This window comes from Jiangella ureilytica (assembly GCF_004348545.1).
Classification (GTDB): domain Bacteria; phylum Actinomycetota; class Actinomycetes; order Jiangellales; family Jiangellaceae; genus Jiangella; species Jiangella ureilytica.
Window position 1 is genome coordinate 96,283 of the sequence record NZ_SMKL01000009.1, and the last position, 19,865, is coordinate 116,147.

Consider the following 19,865-nt stretch of genomic DNA (forward strand, 5'->3'; position numbering starts at 1 on the left):
CGATGCGCATCTTCGACCCCCACATCCACATGACGTCGCGCACCACCGACGACTATCAGCGCATGTACGCCGCCGGCGTGCGGGCCGTCACCGAGCCGGCGTTCTGGCTGGGCCAGCCGCGCACCTCCGTCGGCTCGTTCGTCGACTATTTCGACGCGCTGCTCGGCTGGGAGCGGTTCCGGGCCGCGCAGTTCGGCATCCGGCACCACTGCACGCTCGCGCTGAACCCGAAGGAGGCCAACGACCCGCGCTGCCACGGCGTGCTCGAGGTGCTGCCGCGCTACCTCGCGAAGGACGGCGTCGTGGCGGTCGGGGAGCTCGGCTTCGACTCGATGACCGACGACGAGGAGAAGGTGTTCGTCCGCCAGCTGGAGCTGGCCGGCGAGCACGACCTGCCCGTCCTGGTGCACACGCCGCACCGCGACAAGGCCGCCGGGACCCGGCGCACGCTGGAGCTGGTGGCGGCGAGCGGGCTGCCGCCGGAGCGGGTGCTGGTCGACCACCTCAACGAGACCACCGTCGGCATGGTCGCCGACTCCGGCTGCTGGATGGGGTTCTCGATCTACCCGGACACCAAGATGGACGAGCACCGGATGGTCCGCATCCTGGCCGACCGCGGGCTGGACCGGATGATCGTCAACTCCGCCGCCGACTGGGGGCACAGCGACCCGCTGAAGACGGTCAAGACCGGCCGGGCCATGCTCGCCGAGGAGTTCAGCGCCGACGACGTCGACAAGGTGCTATGGCAGAACCCGGTCGCGTTCTACGGGCAGAGCGGCCGGCTCCTGCTCGACGAGGTCGACCTCGCCGGGACCGAGCGGACGGCGACGTTCCAGGGCAATTCCGTCTTGCGCGGACAGCGACCGGACGCCGTGGAGGCCTGAGCATGCGGTTCCGCCATGCCGACGGCACCGTCGTCCACCTCGCGTACTGCACGAACGTCCACCCGACGCAGGACGTCGAGGCGCTGCTCGACCAGGTCGCGCGGTACGGTGCCGGTACCCGTTCGCGGCTGGGTGTGTCCCGGCTGGGCCTCGGCCTGTGGCTGCCGGCGCCGGTGGTCGCGCGGCTGGCGTCGGAGTCCGGCCGCGCCGACCTCGACCGGCTGCGCACGGCGCTGGCCGCCGGGGGGCTCGAGGTCGTCACGCTCAACGCCTTCCCGTACCAGGGCTTCCACGACCCGCGGGTCAAGCTGGCCGTCTACCACCCGGACTGGCTGACGGCGGAGCGGCTCGCGTACACGCTCGACTGCGCCCGGGTGCTGGCGATGCTGCTGCCCGACGACGCCGTCCGCGGCAGTGTGTCGAGCCTGCCGCTGGCCTGGCGCACACCGTGGGACGACGCCCGGCGCGGCCTCGCGGCGGACCGGCTGGCCCGGCTGGCCGAAGGGCTGGCCAAGCTCGAGGCCGAGACCGGGCGGACGGTCCGGGTCGCGCTGGAGCCGGAGCCGGGCTGCGTCATCGAGACCATCGACGGCGCGGCGGCCCAGCTGAGCGCCGTCGACACCGAGCGGATCGGCGTCTGCCTCGACGCCTGCCACCTGGCGACCCAGTTCGAGGAGCCGGAGCGGGCGCTGGGCACGCTCGCGGCCGCCGGGCTCCCGGTCGTCAAAACCCAGGCGTCGGCCGCGCTCGAGGTCGCCGACCCGGCCGACCCCGCGGCCCGGCGGGCGCTCGCGGCGTACGCCGAGGACCGGTTCCTGCACCAGACTCGGGCGCTCACCCGTGGCGGGCAGGTCGTCAGCGCCGACGACCTGCCGGCCGCGCTGTCGTCGGCCGCGTTCCCCGGCGACGGGCCGTGGCGGGTGCACTTCCACGTCCCCGTGCACGAGCAGCCCGAGCCGCCGCTGACATCCACCCAGGACCACCTGGCGGCGACCCTGCGCGGGCTCTTCGGCGGCGAGCGGGCGCTGACCGACCACGTCGAGGTCGAGACGTACACGTGGTCGGTGCTCCCCGAGGGGCGCCGGCCGGACGGCCCGGACGGACTGGTGGCCGGGCTGGCGGCGGAGCTGCGCTGGGTCGCCGACCGGATGGCGGAGATCGGTATGGAGGAGATCGCGTGACCAACAAGCTGCTCGTGCTCGACGTCGTCGGCCTGACGCCGCGGCTGCTGGAGCACACCCCGAACCTGCGGGCGATCGCCGGGGAGGGCTGGCAGGCGTCGCTGGGCACCGTCCTGCCGGCCGTGACCTGCTCGGTGCAGTCGACGTTCCTCACCGGCGCGATGCCGCGTGACCACGGCATCGTCGGGAACGGCTGGTACTTCCGCGACCTCGGCGAGGTGTACCTGTGGCGGCAGCACAACCGGCTGGTGCAGGGCGAGAAGGTCTGGGACACCGCCCGCAAGGCGCAGCCCGGGTACTCGGTCGCGAACGTCTGCTGGTGGTACGCCATGGGCGCCGACACCGACTGGACGGTCACCCCGCGGCCGATCTACCACGCCGACGGGCGCAAGTCGCCGGACTGCTACACCCGGCCGCCGGCACTGCACGACGAGCTGACCGGCGTGCTGGGCGACTTCCCGTTGTTCCAGTACTGGGGTCCGACGGCGTCGATCAAGTCCAGCGAGTGGATCGTCCAGGCGACCCGCCGGCTGATGCCGCAGGCCGACCTCACGCTGGCCTACGTCCCGCACCTCGACTACGACCTGCAGCGCTTCGGCCCGCACAGCCCGCAGGCCGTCGCCGCCGCCCGCGACGTCGACCGTGTGCTGGGACCCCTGCTCGACGACGCACGGAACCAAGGTGTCACCGTCGTCGCCCTCAGTGAGTACGGCATCGGCCCGGCCAGCCGGCCCGTGCACGTGAACCGGGCGCTGCGCCAGGCCGGGCTGCTCGAGGTCTACACGCAGGCCGGCATGGAGTACCTCGACCCGTGGGCGTCGCGCGCGTTCGCCGTCGCCGACCACCAGGTGGCGCACGTCTACGTCCGCGACCCGGCCGACCTCGACGCCGTCCGGGAGCGGTGCGAGGCGCTGCCGGGGGTCGACCTCGTCCTGGACAAGGAGGCGCAGCGCGAGTACGGCCTCGACCACGAGCGCTCCGGCGAGCTGGTGCTCGTGGCCGACCTCGGCGCCTGGTTCACCTACTACTACTGGCTGCACGATGACCGCGCCCCCGACTTCGCCCGCGGCGTCGAGATCCACCGCAAGCCCGGATACGACCCCGCCGAGCTGTTCCTCGACCCCGCCGACCCGCGGGTCAAGCTGCGCGCGGGCGGCAACCTCGCGAAGAAGAAGCTGGGCCTGCGCTATGCGATGAACGTCGTGCCGCTGGACGGGCAGTGGGTCCGCGGCACGCACGGCCGGCTGCCCGACGACGCCGCCGACGGGCCGGTGCTGCTGTGCAGCGACCCGGCGGCGGCCCGCGACCAGCTGGCCGCCACCGACGTCCGCGACCTGATGCTCGACCTGGCCGGCATCGGCACCCCTGCCCGGAACCGCTAGCAGAGCGCGCAACCGTACCGACGCACGAAGGAGACGACACGATGGCACGACCGATCACCCTCTTCACCGGGCAGTGGGCCGACCTGCCGTTCGAAGAGGTCGCCCGGCTGGCCGGCGAATGGGGCTACGACGGCCTCGAGATCGCCTGCTGGGGCGATCACCTCGACGTCTGGAAGGCCGCCGAGGACGACGCATACGTGAAGTCGCGGCTGGACATCCTCGAGAAGAACGGCCTGAAGGTCTGGACGATCTCCAACCACCTCAAGGGGCAGGCCGTCTGCGACGACCCCATCGACGAGCGGCACCGGGGGATCCTGCCGGACCGCATCTGGGGCGACGGCGAGCCGGAGGGCGTGCGCCAGCGTGCCGCAGAGGAGATGAAGGTGACGGCGCGCGCGGCCGCCCGGCTGGGCGTGAACACCGTCGTCGGCTTCACCGGCTCGGCCATCTGGAAGTACGTCGCGATGTTCCCGCCGGCGTCGGACGACATGATCGAGGCCGGATACCGCGACTTCGCCGACCGCTGGAACCCGATCCTCGACGTGTACGACGAGGTCGGCGTGCGGTTCGCGCACGAGGTGCACCCGTCGGAGATCGCCTACGACTACTGGACGACGGTGAAGACGCTCGAGGCCATCGGGCACCGCGAGGCGTTCGGCCTCAACTGGGACCCCAGCCACATGGTCTGGCAGGACCTCGACCCCGTCGCCTTCCTGTGGGACTTCCGCGACCGCATCTACCACGTCGACTGCAAGGACACGAAGAAGCAGCTCGGCAACGGCCGCAACGGCCGGCTGAGCTCGCACCTGCCGTGGGCCGACCCGCGGCGGGGCTGGGACTTCGTGTCCACCGGCCACGGCGACGTGCCGTGGGAGCAGTCGTTCCGCATGCTCAACGCCATCGGCTACGACGGCCCCATCTCCGTCGAGTGGGAGGACGCCGGCATGGACCGGCTGCGCGGCGCCCCCGAGGCCCTGGAGTTCGTGAAGTCGCGCCTGTTCGACGCCCCCGACGCGGCGTTCGACGCGGCGTTCAGCTCCAGCGAATAAGACCTCCGCAGCACCACCTGTACCACCCCCCGGAAAGGAGCACGACGATGTGTTACGGATACGACGGCGACCGGGCCCTGGACGAGTCGCTGGCCCGCCGCGGTCTGGGCCGGCGCCGCTTCCTCCTCGGTGCCGCCGCGGCCGCCGGCGGTGTGCTGGCCGGCGGTCTCGCCGGCACGGTGCCCGCCTCGGCCGACGCCAGGCCCACGGGCCGCAAGATCGTGCCGCGCGGCGCCATCAGCATCCAGTTGTGGACGGTGCGTGACGCGCTGGCCCCCGGGGCGCTCTTCGACTCGACGCTGCGCTCCATCGCCGACTACGGCTACACGAAGGTCGAACAGGCCCTCGGCTACTTCGGCCGCACCGCCGAGCAGCTGCGCGACTTCTACGACGAGATCGGCATCTCGTGCACGTCGAGCCACGACGGCATCAGCCCCGACCGCGCGTCGCTGGAGGCGAAGCTCGAGAACGCCGCCACGCTGGGGCAGCGGTTCATCGTCGTTCCCTACCTGGCGTCGGAGAGCCTGTCCGACTGGCAGCTGTGGGCCGAGCAGATGAACGAGGAGGCGGCGCTGGCGCGGCGGTACGGGCTGCGCTACGGCTACCACAACCACGCGCACGAGTTCACGACCGACCTCGGCGGCGGCGTGACCCCGTGGGAGGTGCTGACGTCGGAGCTGGACCCGAAGCTGGTCCATCTCGAGGTCGACCTCTACTGGGCGGTGACGGGCGGCATCAACAGCGGCGTCCCCGTCGCGCAGTCGGAGCAGTTCGCCATCGACGTCATCGACGAGGCGCGGCAGCGCACGCTGCAGTACCACGTCAAGGACCGCCACCTGAACGGCGGCGACATGGCCGACCTCGGCACCGGGCACATCGACTTCGCGAAGATCTTCCGCGCGCACCGCGTGCTGGAGTACATCGTCGAGAACGACACCCCGGACGTCACCCCGTTGCAGACGGCGGAGGTCGGCTACCGGTACCTCAGCGAGTTGCGCATGCGCTGAGCCGATTCAACGGGGAGTGGCGATCCGACCCGGGATCGTCGCTCCCCGTTGATCATTCGTCTCGCCGAAAGGGTAGCTCCGCGCCGTGTCGGCAGGGCACACTTGGGGGACCGAGGTGGTGCCGGTGGTCCGATCGAGGGTGGAGGGTCGCGCACTGCCGTCCCAGCGTGGGCGGCCTGACGGCGATCTTCCTGAGGCCAGCAGACCGGGCGACGCTGCGCCCGCAGCCGTCGTCGACGACGACGAGCCGGCGATCGTCCAGGTGCCGCGGACCCCGTTCGACGACGGTGGTGGCGGCACCGATCTCACTCGCCGCTACCTGCGCGAGATCGGCCGCATCCCGCTGCTCAGCGCCACCGACGAGGTGCGGCTGGCGCGGGCCATCGAGGCCGGGCTGCTGGCCGAGGACCGGCTCGCCAACGGCCCCGACCCCGGACCCGACCGCGACGCGCTCGTCGAGCTGGTCCGGCTCGGACGGTTGGCCAAGGCCGCGCTCATCGAGGCCAACCTGCGTCTCGTCGTCTCGATCGCGCGCCGCTACACCCGCCGCGGCCTGCCCCTTCTCGACCTGGTCCAAGAGGGCAACGTCGGCCTCATCCGCGCCGTCGAGCGGTTCGACCACGCCCGCGGCTTCAAGTTCTCCACGTACGCCACCTGGTGGATCCGGCAGGCCATCAGCCGGGCGCTGGCCGAGCAGGGCCGCACCATCCGGCTCCCCGTCCACGTCGTCGACGAGCTCAACCGCGTCCTGCGGGTGCTGCGCACGATGTCGCAGTCGCAGGCCCGCGACCCCTCCGTCCACGAGCTGGCCGCCGCCGTCTCCCTGCCCGTCGACCGCGTGGTCGAGCTGCTCTCGTACGCCGAGGAGCCGGTCAGCCTGCAGCTGCCGGTCGGCGAGTCGGCCGAGAACGTGTTCGGCGACTTCGTCGAGGACACCGACGAGCTCAGCCCCGAGGAGCTGGTCGCCCAGCTGCTCCTGCGCGACCAGGTCGAGCAGGTCCTCGACGGCCTCAGCGAACGCGAGAAGATGGTCGTGCGGCTCCGCTACGGCCTGCACGACGGCCGCGCCCGCACGCTCGAGGAGGTCGGCCGCGAGTTCGGCGTCACCCGCGAGCGGGTCCGGCAGATCGAGCACCGCACCCTCACCAAGCTGCGGCGCAACGAGTGGGCCAGCGAGCTGCGCGACTATCTCGGCTGACTAGGCTGGGGGCGTGAAGCTGCGGCGGCGTGGGCCTGGTCGGATCGACGGCCTCGAGAAGGGCGAGCGCGTCCTCGCGGCGGCCGCCGGCCCCGACGGCGAGGTCGTGGCGACGACGCACCGCCTGCGGCTGCGCGACACCTCGGTCGAGTGGAGCCGCATCGAGACCGCCTCCTGGGACGGCGACGCCGAGCTGCTCGTCGTCACCGAGGTCCCCGACTCGCGCGGCCACCGCACCCGGCACCGGGTGGCGCTCGAGTCGCCGCAACGCCTCGTCGACGTGGTGCGCGAGCAGGTCACCCAGAGCGTCATCATCAGCCGCCACATCCCGGTCGACGGCCGCCGCGGGGTCCGGGTCACGGGCCGGCGCACGGCCGCGGACGAGATCGTCTGGACCGCGGCCCTCGACTCCGGCATCGATCTGCGCGACCCCGGCACCAGAGCCCGCGTCGACGCCGCGGTCGCGCTCGTCCGCAACGAGGTCGAGTGACCACGGTGCTGTCGCCTGATCATCGGCGATCCACCCCGCCATGACGGGGTCGATCGCCGATGATCAAGCCGCCGCGGGTCAGTCCAGGGCGTAGGCGCGGATCGTCGTCTGCTTCAGCGCGGCGCCGTCGGCGTCGGTCACCTCGGCCCGCAGCGACACCCAGCCGCTGGTCCGGTCGGCCGCGGGATGCACCAGGATCGCCGTGTAGTGGTCGCCGCGGCGGGGGAGGAGCGGCACCCGCCGCCAGGTGGCGCCGTCGTCGTAGGAGACCGAGACGCGGACGTCCTCGATCGGGCCCGCGGGCAGGTCGCGCACGTGCCTGGCCGTCAGCTCCACCGTGAACCGCGTGCCTGCGGGCGCCACGTTCTGCGCATCGGTCGGCACCGTCCAGTTGACGTCGAGCAGCGCGATGCCGGCCGGCGGCCATTCGCCCGCAGGCTCGTGGGCGGAGCGGAAGGTCCAGTCGGACTCGCTGTACGCGGAGCTGGTCCACGTCGGGCCGGTGCGGCTGACGGTGTGCACGAGCCGATAGGTGGCCGGTGACGGCGCCAGCCCGCCGACGGTCAGGCTGCCGCGCGGCTCGTCGGCGAGCAGGACACCGTCGGCGTAGAGGCGGCTGCGGACCGACGCGAGCTCGTCCTCGTTGAGGTACGAGTCGCCCCAGTGGTCGGCCTCGCCGTCCTGGTAGTCGCGCAGCAGCACGTTGAGCTCGTCGCCGCTGCGGTAGGCGTCGGTGATGGAGAAGACCGAGTCGGTGCCGGCCGAGTACGGCGCACCCCACCAGCGGGTGTCCTGGCGGGTACCGGGCTCGTAGCTGCGGTGGTTGTCGAACATGACGGGCACCTCGAGGCCGCCGTCGTGGGGCAGCGTGACCATCGACTGCCAGGCGGTCCCGTTGGCGGACACGTAGTCGGTGCGCGGCCCGGCCGCGTGGACGGTGGAGATGCCTTTGACCCGGCTGGTGGCCAGCGCCGAGAACCCCTCGCGGACCTCGTACGACGTCCGGCCGGCGGCGCCGGCGCCGACGAAGGTCGAGTCGATCCGCGCCAGGTCGTCAGTGCCGACCGGGTACGTCCCCGACACCGGCAGCCGGTCCTGAGTCGGCAGCAGCAGGTCGTAGAGGTACGGCGTGCGCCCGGCCGGCGCGCCCGGGGCGATCAGCCGCCCTCCGGCCACGAACTCGAACCGGCCCTCGCGCACCGGCTCGCTCGGCGCGATCGCGAGCTGCGGCACGCCGTCGTTGTAGTGCGCCCAGCCGTCCATGCTCGCCCCGCTCTCGTACCAACGCGTCCAGCCCAGCTGCACCTGCTGGGGCGTCGACGGGCGCGGCGTGTCGAAGACGAGCGGGTCGCCGTCACGGGCGTCGAACGTCAGCGTGGTGTCAGCGGTCAGCGACAGCTCGGGATCGCCGCCGACGGTCTCCGCGAGGACGCGGTAGTCGCCGTCGTACACCGTCGAGGCGCCGATGACCATGTAGTCGTCGCGCGGGAGACGCACCTGCTCCGGGCCGGTCCCGTCGAGCGAGACGCCGTAGTAGTAGAAGCCCATCGCCTCGCTCCACACCATGGCCCAGCCGGCCGACGGCTCGCCGTCGCTGCCGGTGGCATCGAGGGTGAGCGTGTAGTGCTCGCTCTCCTCGCCGAACGACCACGGGGTGCGGACGGTGTCGCCGTCGCCCGTGGTGGCAAGGAGAAGGCCGCCGAGGTCGCCCGCCCCGATCAGCTCCGGCGCGACGGTGACGACGGCGGACGCGGTGCCGCCGGGCGCGACGGTGAGCGTGGCCGGCTCGACGGTGACCGCTCCGGCCGGGAGCGTGCTGCCGCCGTCGACGGCGAGGTCGAGCGTCGCCGGCGCGGCGCCGTCGTTGCGGTAGGTGACGGTGCGCGCGATCGGCTCCGCGCCCTGGTTCGGCCACGGCAGGAACCCGAAGGTCAGCGTGCTCGGCTCGGCGACGACGGTGGCCGTCAGCGCGGCCGCGACGTCGAGCCGCCCGGCGCCGCGGTCGAACACCGTCGCGTGGTCGAGCGGATGGGCGTGGCCGACGAGTGCCGCCTTGAGCTGGGCGGCAGTCCAGTCCGGGTGCCGCTGGGCCAGGACGGCGGCCGCCCCGGCGACGTGCGGGGTGGCCATCGAGGTCCCGGTGGCCGAGGTGTAGTGCTCGTCGACGGGCAGGCCCATCGCGGTGCCGGCCGCCCGGGCCGCGACGATGTCGGTGCCGGGTGCGGCCAGCTCCGGCTTGACCGCGTGGTCGCCGAGGCGCGGGCCACGGCTGGAGCTCTCGTTCACGTGGTCGCCGAGGTCGGTGTTCCCGACGGTGAGCGCGGCGTCGGCGGCGCCGGGCGTGTCGACGGTGCCGGCCGACGGGCCGGAGTTGCCGGCCGCGATGACGAACAGCGTGCCGGTCTCGGCGGTGAGGTCGTTCACGGCCTGGCTGAGCGGGTCGGTGCCGTCGCTGGGGCCGCCGCCGAGGCTCATGTTGACGACGTCGGCGCCGCTGCGCGCGGCCCACTCCATGCCGGCCAGCAGCCACGACTCCTGGCCCTGGCCGGAGTCGTCGAGCACCTTGCCGATCAGCAGCCGGGCGCCGGGAGCGACCCCGCGGCGGGCGCCGTCCGAGGCCACGCCGCTGCCCGCGACGGTCGCCGCCACGTGGGTGCCGTGCCCGTGCCCGTCGACGGCCGATCCGGTGCCGTCGAAGCTGCGCGCCTCGGTGACCAGCCCGGCGAGGTCGGGGTGCTCGGGGTCGTAGCCGGTGTCGAGCACGGCGACCGTGACGCCGTCGCCGTCGTACCCCTGGGCCCACGCCTCGGGCGCGCCCACCAGCGGGACGCTGCGGTCGAGCTGCGCCCGCACCGGCCCGTCGAGCCAGACCTTGCCGCCCGCGCCCAGCGTGGCCGGGCCCTCGACCGTCGTCCGCCAGAACGCGGCGGCGTCGTCCTTGCCGACGGTGAGGGCGGTGACGCCGGCGGCGTCGAAGGCGCGGACGGCGTAGACGCCGGCGGCGGACCGCGCGGCTCGGGCGGTGGCCGGGTCCGCGCCGCTCACCAGCAGCGGGATCCCGTCGCGATCGGCGTCGGCATAGCCGTCGGCGACCAGGTCCGTGACGTTGAAGAGCCGGCCGTCCAGCCGGTCCGCGTGCAGCAGCGGCAGCGCCTCGCGGGGGATGACGTGCAGGTCGCCGTCGTCGGTGAACGACAGCACGTTGCCGTCCGCGCCTTCGGGGACGCTCAGCACCGTCGCCGACTGCCGGCCGTCCGGTGCGCGGCCGACCCGGATCACGTGGCCGGTGAGCAGTGTGACGTCGGCGCTCGCCGTGCGCGCGGCGGGGGCGCTCGCGGCCGGGCCGGCCGGCGGCAGGTCAGCGACGGGCGCGGCGCCCGCCGGGGACAGCACCAGCAGTCCAGGCAGTGCGACGGCGAGGAGAGCGGCGGTCGGCGGACGGCGGCGCATCACGGACTCCCAGGGGTGCTCGCGGTGTCGGGTGGTCCGGATCAGTGTCGGGTCCGGTCCTCCCGCCGGTCACCCTCCGGCAGGTGGCGCAAACCGGACGTGACGGGAATACGTCACGACCGCCCGTGCGGCTGCGTCCGTGCGGTGGCGTGCTCGGCCAGGCCGTCGACGCATCGCTGGATGAAGCTCGTCAGCGACCGGCGGTAGAGGCCGCCGAAGCCCGGGACCTTGGCCCGGAACGACGAGTGCCAGCGGATCGTCGTGCCGCCGGGACCCTCGGTGAGGTCGATGTCGGCGCGGTAGCCCTTGATGGCCAGGCCGGACAGCAGCGCGTAGCTGAACCGCCGGTCCGGGACCACCTCGACGATCCGTTCACGGTTGGTCACCCGGCCGGTGCGGAAGATGCGGACGGCACCGACCGACTCGCCGCCGTCCGGCCCGGGCGACTCGAGCTCGAACGAGCCGAGGGGGGACCACGTCGGCCAGCTGGCGCCATCGCGCAGCAGGGCGTGGACGGTGGCGGCCGGAGCCGTCGTGGTGGCGGAGACGTCGATGTGTTGGACTCCCATGTACCAAATGGTACAGCTAGGATCGGAGCATGGCCGAGGCGGGTGGCGGGAAGGAACGACTGCTGCGGGCGGCGGTCGACTACGTGGCGGCGAACGGTATCGGCGAGCGGAGCCTCCGCGAGATCGCCGCGGCGCTGGGCACCAGCCACCGCATGCTGATCTACCACTTCGGCTCGAAGGAAGGACTGTTCGTCGAGGTCGTGCGCACCATGGAGCGGCAGCAGCGCGACCTGCTGGCCGAGCTGTCGGCTGCCGAGGACGACCCGGTCGAGGCGGCCCGGCGGTTCTGGGCCCGGCTCGCCGACCCCGGGCTCTGGCCGCACGAGCGGCTGTTCTTCGAGCTCTACGGCCGCGCGCTGCAGGGCGACCCGGCGGCGCTGCCGCTGCTCGACGGCATCGTCGACACGTGGGTGACGGCGCTCGCCGGGCCCCTGGAACGGGCCGGCCACGACGCGGCCACGGCCCGGGCGCAGGCCCGGCTCGGCCTCGCCGTCGCCCGCGGGCTGCTGCTCGACCTGCTCGCCACCGGCGACCGCGCCGGGGTGGACGCCGCGATGGAGCAGTTCACGGCGATGTACTCGGCGACGCTGCCTCGTCGGTGACGACGGTGAGCGCGGCCGGCATCGCGCGGCCGACGGTGATCACGGCCGGCCCCGCCTCGGCGTCGGCGGGGATCGTCACGTCGAGCTCGACGGCGCCGGTGGGGTCGGAGTCGACGACGGTGAGCTCGACCTTCGCGCCGCCCTGCATGAACGTCACGACTTGGTCGGTGAGCGGCGTGGGCTCGGGTTCCGGATAATGGGCCCTGCCGTCCTCGTCGACATAGCCGTGGTCGCGGCAGCCGGACCACAGGCCGTCGGCCTGGACGTGGACGGTCTGGCCCGGAGCGACGGCCGGCTCGGCGAGGAACGTCAAGGGAGCGGCGCACGCGGCATCGCCGCTAGTGCTCGCTCCGGGGCCGTCAGAGCCGCAGCCGGCGACCAGCGCCACCGGGACGAGCAGGAGGCCGAGCACCACGCGTCGCACGCCTCGCACCCCCGCGGCTGGATTGTCCCAATCGTAGGGCAGTCGAACGCCGGGCGCGACGGTGCGCGCCCCGCGCTCGATCAGGCCGGCTCGGCGAAGACCACCACGTTGTCGCGGTAGCGGCCGAGCCCGCGGTCGTACTCGCCCCCGCAGGTGATCAGGCGCAGCAGCGGACGATCGTCGGGTCCGCCGTACACCGCCTCCGTCGGGAAGTCGTCCTGCGAGTACTGACCGACGTCGACCACCCGGAACGCCGAACTGCCGCCGTCGGCCCGGGTCACGACGATCTCGTCGCCCGGCGCGATCTCGGCTAGCCGGTAGAACACGTCCGGCCCGTCGCGGCTGTCGAGGTGACCGGCGATGACCGCGGCGCCGAGCTCGCCCGGCTCCGGGCCCTCCTGCCACCAGCCGGCGTCGCCGTACGGCGGCGGGACGAGCACGTTGTCCGCGTCGACGGCGATCGGCACGATGTTCGTGTCGATGCCGACGGCCGGGACCGCGACGGCGACCGGGTCTGCCAGCTCCGGCGCGGAGGCCGGAGCAGCCGTCGGAGTCGGGGCGGGCGCGGGCGTCGGGCTGGTGGCGCCGGCCGGGGTCGACGGCGACGGCTCGGCCGCGGGGGTGGTCGAGCCGGCGATGGGCTGGTCGTCACCGCCGCACCCGGCCGTCAGCAGGCCCGTCGCCGCCAGAAGGGCGAGGGCCGTGGTGACCGCCGGCCGCCCGAGCCGGCGGTCACCACGGGTGCGGCGAGCGGGAAGGCGCCCGCTCAGCTCTCGGTCCGGAAGCGCCGCCACACGAGGCCGGCGCCGCCGATCGTGGCGAGACCCACCAGCGCGCCCGGCGCCAGCCAGCCGAGGTCGTCGCCGGACGTGCTGCCGGCCCCGGTGTTCACGCCGCCGCTCGGCGCCTGGCCGCCGTCATCGTCGCCGCCGTCATCGTCACCGCCGTCATCGTCGCCACCGTCGTCGCTGGTGCTGACACCGGTGTTCACGCCGCCGCTGGGCGCCCGGCCGTCGTCGCCGTCGTCGTCACCGTGACCGTCGTCGTCACCGCCACCACCGCCGGCTCCGTTGCCGTCGTCGTCACCGGACCCGCCGGAGCCGCCGTCGTCGTCGTCACCGTCGTCGCCGCCGTCGTCGTCGTCGCCACCGGCTCCGTTGCCGTCGTCGTCACCGGACCCGCCGGAGCCGCCGTCGTCGCCGTCGTCGCCGCCGTCGTCGTCGGCCGAGACGACCACGGAGTCGACCGCCGCCGTCGCGGGCGCGGCGAGCGCCACCCCGGCGCCGGACAGGCCGGCGGCCGCGGCGAGGGCCGCGGCGAGACTGATCTTGCTGGGACGCATGGCTGAACTCCCTCGTGTCGGGTGGACCTGCCGCCGGTCCCGTCCGACCGGCTCAGCATCAATCTCCCCTGGCCAGCGGCCGATCTCCAGCGTGAGAGGGGTTGTTGAGAGCCTTCTCATCGAGACCTCATCGGCGGGCTGGGACCCTCTCATCAACGCGGCGGTTCGGACCCGGAAACGCACCGTCCCCGCCACCCGGCACGAGGCCGGATGACGGGGACGGAAGAGGCGGTGGAGCGCCCTACGAGATGGCCGTCAGAGCATCACTGCGCGGCCAGCTGGTCGAGCACCGCGAACGGGTTGGACGCGCCGCCGTTGGCGATCGCGACCACGCGGCGGTCGAGCGTGTAGCTCTCCCCGGCCGGGATCTCGACCTGGAACCGGCTCATGACCCAGTTCCCGTTGCCGTAGGCGGAGAACTCGTCGTCACCCTCGTAGATGACCCCGTACGTCTGCGGGTCGGTGCCGGTGGCGCCGATCCAGCGCCCGGCCGGAGCGTACTCCGCGGGGCTCTCGTACGGCGTCGTGATGACCCCGTGGCCGGGGACGCCGATGCGCTGGCCGGCGCCGTCCCAGTCCATGGCGTCGCCGACCCAGACGGTCAGGTCCGAGGTGCCGTTGTTGGTGAACACCGACGACGCCTGCACCCACTCCTGGCCGGGGCGGATCGTGTAGGTCGTCTCGATGTTCACGCCGGGGTGCTCCGAGGACGTGCCGGTGGTGCGCACGACCGCCGCGTCGCCCGTGGCCTGGACGATCTCGACGTTCGTGTTCCGGACGGTCGTCTTCTGCCAGGCCTCGGTGCCGGTCGGCTCGTCGTTGACGATGTACGGCAGGTTCAGCCAGTCCAGCTGGTCGGCCCGGCCACGGACGGCGAGGTCGATCGGCTTGCCGACGGTGGAGTTCGGCAGCTGGCCGTCGTTGAACACCTTGGAGATGGTGACGGCGAGCTTGCCGTTCTCCATGACGATGTCCTGCGGACCGCCTTCGACGGTGCCGCCGGAGATCTGCCGGCCGGTGCTGGCGAGCACGCTCACCGGCGCCAGCGCGATGTTCGCCGTCGCCGTGCTGCCCTCGACGACCTCGGCGGGGATCGACGCCGTCGCGTAGCCCAGCGTCGCCACCCGCAGCGTGTACGTGCCCGGATCCAGCGCCATCAGGTAGCTGCCGTTCGCCGCCGTCCGTGCCGAGCCCACGACGGTGCCGCCGGCGTTCAACGCCTCCACCAGCACGCCCGCGGCCGGATTGCCGGTGTCGGACTGGGTCACCGTGCCGGCCACGCGGGAGCGGTCGGCCACCTCGTCGTCGAGCAGGTCGAGCTGGTCGGCCCAGGCGGCGATGTTCGAGGAGAAGTGCCCGGCGCCCGGGTAGTCGGTGATGTGGTACCAGCTGATCTCCTTCGTGTCGCCGGCACCGACGCTCGCGTCGAACCAGGTGCCCGTGACGTAGCCGAAGCCGCTGATCGCGTACGGCTCGTCCTCCAGCCAGGCCAGGCCGTGCGCGGGGACCTGCCGCACCGTGGTGGAGCCGACGTAGGCGAAGTTGTCGGTCCAGCCGGAGGTGCGGTAGCCGGGGTCGTTCCCGATGCCCGGGACGTACGCGACGTCCTGCGCGCTGTCCGGGTCCAGCAGGTACTGGAAGTACCCGGTGAAGTCCGTGGTCCCGGTGTTCTCGACCTCGAGCGTGATCTTGACGACCGGCGCGTCGCCGAGGGCGCGGTAGCGCAGCGTCGTCTCGAGGTTGCTGTCGATCTTCGCCGACCCGGAGGCGACGACGGCGGCACCGTCGGTCCCGATGTCGGTGATGTTCAGCCAGTCGTTCGGACGGTTCCAATCCGGAGTGCCCGGGCCGCCGGCCGTCCGCGACAGCATGAGCTCGCTCCAGTCCAGCGTCTCCTGCGCGGTGCCGTCGAGCAGGAAGATGTCGCCGAGGCTGCCCTTGGCGAGCGTGCCGGGCTGGTTGTTGGCGGAGGTCTGCGAGGAGATCGTGGCCTGGATCCGCGTGTTCATCGTGAAGTGGTACGGCTGGCCGGCGACCGCGTCGGTGCGCGGGCTGCCCGAGCCGTAGTCCGGCACGACGGTGGAGGTGCCCGCTGTCGGCCCGGTCACCTCGACGAGCTCGAGGTTCGCGGTCTGCGTGCCGGTGGCGCCGACGGTGATCGGCGTGGTCGAGCCGTCGGTGGGCAGGAACGCCCGCTTCGCCGTCGACAGCGTGTACGACCCCGGTGCCAGGCCCATGACGTAGTGGCCCTGCGAGTCGGTGGTCGTCGACAGCGAGGTGCTGCCGCTGGTGGCGATGACGCGGGCGTCGGCGATCGGCGCGCCGGTCTCGGCGTTGGTGATCGTGCCGTTGACGCGGGCCCAGCGCGCGGCCGCCTCGCCGCCCGGTGTGAAGGCGTAGAGATTGCCGTCCCAGGCGCCGGCGACGACGGTGTTGCCGCTGACCGCCGGGCCGGAGCCGACCCAGGTGCCGATCTCGTACTGCCACAGCGGCTGCCCCGTCACGCTGTCCAGCGCGTAGAAGAAGCCGTTGTTGGCGCCGACGAAGACCGTCTCGCCGCTGACGACCGGCGAGGAGAGCACGCCGCCGGTGTAGGTGCCGCCCGGCAGCAGCCGGTCCCACAGCACCGCGCCGGTGCGGGCGTTGAGCGCCGTCACCGCGCCACTCGGGAAGCCCATGTAGACGACCTCGCCGGCGACGGCGGGGGCCGACGGCGTCGCGCCGCTCGACACCCGCGACGCGTGCGGGCTTCGGTAGCTCCAGAGGTCGCGGCCGGTCGCGGCGTCGCGGGCGATGATGCCGTTGTTCGAGCCGATGAAGACCCGGCCGTCGCCGGCCGCGGGGATGCCGTCCTGCCAGCCGCCGAGCACGGCCGACGACTGCCACTGGCGCACGCCGGTCTCGGCGTCGTGGGCGAGCACCTGGTCGGCGGTCTGGCTGCCGACGAAGACCTTGCCGTCGGCGATCGCCGGCGTGCCGTCGCTCATGGTCGCGCCGGCCATCGGGGAGCCCCAGATCTGACTGCCGTCGTCCGGGTCGAGGGCGACCAGCAGGCCCTGGCTCGCCGCGCCGTAGCGCGTCTGGTAGGCCCAGTACACCTTGCCGTCGGCCACGGCGGGGGAGTAGTAGCCGTAGGCGCGCTGGTTGAACTCGCCCTGGCCGGGCTCGGTGTCGCGCTGCCAGACCAGCTCGCCGGTGGCGCGGTCCACGGCGAACAGCTGCGCTCGCAGCGTGCCGACGAAGACCTTGTCACCCAGGACCGCCGGGGTGCCGACGACCGACGACGGGACCTCGTACTCCCACAGCTGCTCGCCGGTGGCGAGGTCGACGGCGTGCAGCGCCGCGTTGCCGTCACCGTTCTCGTCGCGGGTGCCGGCGTAGACGACGCCGTCGACGATGGTCGGCGAGCCGGTGAGGAACGTTCCCGGCGTGCGGTAGCTCCAGGCCAGCTCCAGGCCGGCGTCCACGACGTCGGTGGCCACACCGGAGTGCGCCGAGTCGCCGTGGTGCTGGTTCCAGTCGGCGCCGGCAACCGGGGCCACCAGCGGCTCGTTCGTCATGGTGAACTGCGCCGACTCGGTCCAGCGCTCGCCGGAGTCGCTGAGCGCCTCGACCTCGATGGTGTGCTCGCCGAGCGCCGGCGCGCGGCCGATGAACTCCGAGTGCCAGGTCAGCTGGCCCGACGGCTTCAGCGGGCGCCAGGTGCCGTTGTCGATGCGGTACCGGACGCGGGTGAGCTCGTCGGCGGTGTCGTAGGCGTTCACCTGGATGTCCGGGAAGCCGGTGCGGCTGCCGTCGGCACTGACCTCGCTGCCCGGGGCCGGGCTGGTGATCGTCAGGGCCTTGTCCACGCCGAACATGCGGAACGGGTTCTCGAACGTCGCGCCGCGCATGTGGATGAAGCGGAAGCCGCGCGGCGCGTTGTCGATCGTGTACGACATCGACACCGTCTGGATGTGCTTCGCCGTCGACGCGAAGTCGCTGTTCGGCTCGACGTCGTTGGAGTGCTCGTGGCCGACGAGCATCAGCTCGGCGTCGTACTGCTCGAACAGGTCGCCGTACTGGTCGTAGGTCGACGGCGAGCCGAACGGCACGTTCATCGGCTGGTGCGCCAGGACGACGAGCTGCTTGTCGCCGACGTTGGCCTCGAGGTCGCGGCGGATCCAGCTGAGCTGCTCGTCGAACGGCGCCTGGCCGTTGTTCTCGAGCACGACGAAGTGCCGGTTGCCGTAGTCGAAGGAGTACCACTCCGGGCCGACGTGCCGGCGGTAGTTGTCGATGCGGGCCGCGTAGGTGGTGCCGCCGCCGGAGAAGTACTCGTGGTTGCCGACCGCGGGCCAGACCGGGACCTCGGAGCCGGCCGTGGCGTTCTTGTAGGTGGTGAACTCCGCGTCAGTGGCGTTGTTCGTGAGGTCACCGCTGACGGCGATGAACGGGATGTCGTTCGAGGTGGAGTTGATCTCCTGGATCTGCTCCGCCAGCTGCGGGTTGACGTGCGGGTCCGCGACGTTGGCGAACGTGAACGTCGAGCCCTCGCTGCCCGGCTCGCGGGTCAGCGCGAAGTTCGCGGTCCGCGACTCGCCGGCCGGGACCTGGCCGAAGCTCTGGTAGAACTTCGGCGTCATGAACTGGTCGGTCCCCACCACGTAGCCGGCCGGCTGGGTGATGAACACCATGTCGGTGAGGCGGCGGTCGACGTCCATCTCCAGCTCGTACCGGCCCTGGGCGTCGGTCTCGAGCAGCGCGACGCCGTCGGACACGGTGACGCCGGCGACGCCGGGCTCACCGGCGTCCTGGGTGCCGTTGCCGTTCGTGTCCTCGAACACGACGCCGCTGACCTGCGCGGCGTTCGCGGCGATCGTCTCGGCGACCACGGTCGCGACCGGGCCGACGACCGCCACGCCCACGAGCAGCGCGACGGACGCCGCTACCGGACGCCGGTAGCGGCCGAGCGCCTCGGGGGAGAGGCGTTCGCTGAACGTTCTCACTTCTTCTCCATTCGATGGACGGACTGCACCTGCGGTCAGAGAAGCCGTTGGAGGAACCACGCCAGCCCGGTGACGGCGACGGCGGCGGCCGCGACCACGTGGGCCAGCGAGAACCACGCGTACCGCCGCGCGACGGCGGCCAGCGGGAACAGCACGGCGGCCAGGACGGCCACGCCGAGCTCGATGCCGAGGTTGAAGCCGGCGTACGACGTCACCAGGTCCCAGCTCAGGCCCTGCTCGAACCGGAGCTCACCGGCGAAGGCGACGCCGTGCAGCAGGCCGAACGCGCCGACCACGGGCAGCCGCCAGCGCGACTCCGGCCCGACCACGTTGGTGGCGGCGACGTACACGATGGACAGCGCCACGAGCGGCCCGACGACCTGCGCCGGCAGGCTCACCCAGCCGGCGACGGCGGCGAGCAGCGCGACGCTGTGGGTGACGGCGAAGACGGCCAGCGAGCGGACCAGCTGCCCGAGGCCGGCGGCCCCGACCGCCAGCGCCGCGACGAAGAGGGCATGGTCGAGCCCGGTGAGGATGCGCTCGGCGCCGAGCCCGGCGCTGCGGACCGCGGAGGCGCCGAAGGCCTGCTCGCCGGTGCTGAACGTGGGGTGCGCGGTGTCGAGGACGACGCGGCCCCGCTCGCCGCCGAGGTCGTAGTCGACGGTGGTGGTGTGGTCGTCGACCACGGCGTCCGAGCCGGCCCCGGAGAACACGGTGTAGTCGACGACGTACCGGCCAGAGGAGGCGCCGTGGCAGTCGTAGGTCAGCTGCAGCACCGCGTAGGGGATGTCCTCGGCGGTGGCGTCGGTCGCCGGCAGCTGCTCGACGCCGGTGCCGTCGAGCGTCATCGTGCACTCGACCTCGTCGACGAAGATCAGCACACGGTCGGCCAGATAGGTCTCGATGAGGTCGCGGTGCTGCTCGAGCTCGGCGCGGCGGCTGCTGTCGTCGGGCGCCTCGATCGCCTCCGTGCCCATGCCGATGGCGCGGGCGAGGATCTCGTACTCGAGGCTGAGCCGGTAGTCGACGCGGTCGCCGTCGGAGCGGACCTGCGACCACCCGTCGCTCGTGCGCACGTGCGCGGCCGCCGGGCCGGCCGCCGTCAGCAGCACCAGGACCGCGGCGACGGACGCCACGAGGGCCGCCGCCACCCCGGTTCCGAGCGCGCGGGAACCCCGACTCGTCGACATGCGCACCTTCCCGGCGAATGGGACCGGTCACCCGCCTGGAACACCCTGTTTCGCCCGAGTTCCCGCGGGCAATGGGCGTCACCCGCTGTTCAACGAGGGTTCGTGCCGG

15 protein-coding genes are annotated in these 19,865 nt (G+C 72.9%); 8 read left to right on the forward strand and 7 right to left on the reverse strand.

The annotated features are described in order from the left end of the window. Positions 1–2 precede the first annotated feature (2 nt). The 7 genes from E1212_RS05920 (at position 3) to E1212_RS05950 (ending at position 7,191) form a co-directional block, all read left to right on the forward strand. Positions 3–884: a TatD family hydrolase gene (locus E1212_RS05920; RefSeq protein WP_131980293.1), complete on the forward strand. Its 882-nt coding sequence runs from the start codon at positions 3–5 to the stop codon at positions 882–884. 2 nt (positions 885–886) lie between these two features. Then, on the forward strand, positions 887–2,065 hold the full coding sequence (gene eboE, locus E1212_RS05925) for a metabolite traffic protein EboE (protein ID WP_131980295.1): 1,179 nt from the start codon (positions 887–889) through the stop codon (positions 2,063–2,065). Then, positions 2,062–3,447, forward strand: a complete 1,386-nt coding sequence (locus E1212_RS05930) for an alkaline phosphatase family protein (RefSeq protein ID WP_131980297.1) — start codon at positions 2,062–2,064, stop codon at positions 3,445–3,447. Before eboE ends, E1212_RS05930 begins: the two co-directional genes overlap by 4 nt. Positions 3,448–3,488: 41 nt before the next feature. Continuing rightward, complete coding sequence (locus E1212_RS05935) at positions 3,489–4,496, forward strand: sugar phosphate isomerase/epimerase family protein (RefSeq protein ID WP_131980299.1); 1,008 nt, start codon at positions 3,489–3,491, stop codon at positions 4,494–4,496. Between the two features lie 47 nt (positions 4,497–4,543). Continuing rightward, positions 4,544–5,503, forward strand: a complete 960-nt coding sequence (locus tag E1212_RS05940) for a sugar phosphate isomerase/epimerase family protein (RefSeq protein WP_131980301.1) — start codon at positions 4,544–4,546, stop codon at positions 5,501–5,503. 124 nt (positions 5,504–5,627) lie between these two features. Continuing rightward, complete coding sequence (locus E1212_RS05945; RefSeq protein ID WP_238992259.1) at positions 5,628–6,701, forward strand: sigma-70 family RNA polymerase sigma factor; 1,074 nt, start codon at positions 5,628–5,630, stop codon at positions 6,699–6,701. Positions 6,702–6,714: 13 nt separating this feature from the next. Continuing rightward, entirely contained in the window at positions 6,715–7,191 is a 477-nt protein-coding gene (locus E1212_RS05950; RefSeq protein ID WP_131980305.1) for a hypothetical protein, read from the forward strand. A 78-nt stretch (positions 7,192–7,269) separates the two neighbouring features. Here the strand turns inward: E1212_RS05950 and E1212_RS05955 are convergent, their stop codons facing one another. Together E1212_RS05955 and E1212_RS05960 are read right to left on the reverse strand one after the other, a co-directional pair. Further along, positions 7,270–10,641, reverse strand: coding sequence for a S8 family peptidase (locus E1212_RS05955; RefSeq protein WP_131980307.1), 3,372 nt, complete (start codon positions 10,639–10,641; stop codon positions 7,270–7,272). 113 nt (positions 10,642–10,754) lie between these two features. Continuing rightward, complete coding sequence (locus E1212_RS05960; protein WP_131980309.1) at positions 10,755–11,210, reverse strand: SRPBCC family protein; 456 nt, start codon at positions 11,208–11,210, stop codon at positions 10,755–10,757. A gap of 29 nt (positions 11,211–11,239) precedes the next feature. On the opposite strand from E1212_RS05960, the gene E1212_RS05965 reads away from it, so the two are divergent. After that, positions 11,240–11,812: a TetR/AcrR family transcriptional regulator gene (locus E1212_RS05965; protein ID WP_131980311.1), complete on the forward strand. Its 573-nt coding sequence runs from the start codon at positions 11,240–11,242 to the stop codon at positions 11,810–11,812. Here E1212_RS05965 and E1212_RS05970 read toward each other — a convergent pair. From E1212_RS05970 to E1212_RS05990, 5 genes are all read right to left on the reverse strand, one after another. Next, on the reverse strand, positions 11,775–12,236 hold the full coding sequence (locus E1212_RS05970) for a hypothetical protein (RefSeq protein ID WP_131980313.1): 462 nt from the start codon (positions 12,234–12,236) through the stop codon (positions 11,775–11,777). The two genes, E1212_RS05965 and E1212_RS05970, sit on opposite strands and share 38 nt — an antisense overlap. 80 nt (positions 12,237–12,316) lie before the next feature. Beyond that, on the reverse strand, positions 12,317–13,030 hold the full coding sequence (locus E1212_RS05975) for a class F sortase (RefSeq protein WP_203416468.1): 714 nt from the start codon (positions 13,028–13,030) through the stop codon (positions 12,317–12,319). Further along, positions 13,003–13,578: a hypothetical protein gene (locus E1212_RS05980; RefSeq protein ID WP_131980315.1), complete on the reverse strand. Its 576-nt coding sequence runs from the start codon at positions 13,576–13,578 to the stop codon at positions 13,003–13,005. The genes E1212_RS05975 and E1212_RS05980 overlap by 28 nt, the downstream gene beginning before the upstream one ends. Positions 13,579–13,841: 263 nt before the next feature. Next, a complete protein-coding gene (locus E1212_RS05985) occupies positions 13,842–18,566 on the reverse strand; it encodes an outer membrane protein assembly factor BamB family protein (RefSeq protein ID WP_131980317.1) in 4,725 nt (1,574 codons plus the stop codon). A 35-nt stretch (positions 18,567–18,601) separates the two neighbouring features. Continuing rightward, positions 18,602–19,756 carry a HupE/UreJ family protein gene (locus E1212_RS05990; RefSeq protein ID WP_131980319.1) on the reverse strand — a complete coding sequence of 385 codons (1,155 nt, stop codon included), beginning with the start codon at positions 19,754–19,756 and terminating at the stop codon, positions 18,602–18,604. Positions 19,757–19,865 lie beyond the last annotated feature (109 nt).

Bases quoted from the DNA above. Each gene is read 5' to 3' on its own strand.
- E1212_RS05920 (WP_131980293.1), top strand. From the start codon at position 3: ATGCGCATCTTCGACCCCCACATCCACATGACGTCGCGCACCACCGAC.
- eboE (WP_131980295.1), top strand. From the start codon at position 887: ATGCGGTTCCGCCATGCCGACGGCACCGTCGTCCACCTCGCGTACTGC.
- E1212_RS05935 (WP_131980299.1), top strand. From the start codon at position 3,489: ATGGCACGACCGATCACCCTCTTCACCGGGCAGTGGGCCGACCTGCCG.
- E1212_RS05940 (WP_131980301.1), top strand. From the start codon at position 4,544: ATGTGTTACGGATACGACGGCGACCGGGCCCTGGACGAGTCGCTGGCC.
- E1212_RS05955 (WP_131980307.1), bottom strand. From the start codon at position 10,641: ATGCGCCGCCGTCCGCCGACCGCCGCTCTCCTCGCCGTCGCACTGCCT.
- E1212_RS05960 (WP_131980309.1), bottom strand. From the start codon at position 11,210: ATGGGAGTCCAACACATCGACGTCTCCGCCACCACGACGGCTCCGGCC.
- E1212_RS05965 (WP_131980311.1), top strand. From the start codon at position 11,240: ATGGCCGAGGCGGGTGGCGGGAAGGAACGACTGCTGCGGGCGGCGGTC.
- E1212_RS05980 (WP_131980315.1), bottom strand. From the start codon at position 13,578: ATGCGTCCCAGCAAGATCAGTCTCGCCGCGGCCCTCGCCGCGGCCGCC.
- E1212_RS05990 (WP_131980319.1), bottom strand. From the start codon at position 19,756: ATGTCGACGAGTCGGGGTTCCCGCGCGCTCGGAACCGGGGTGGCGGCG.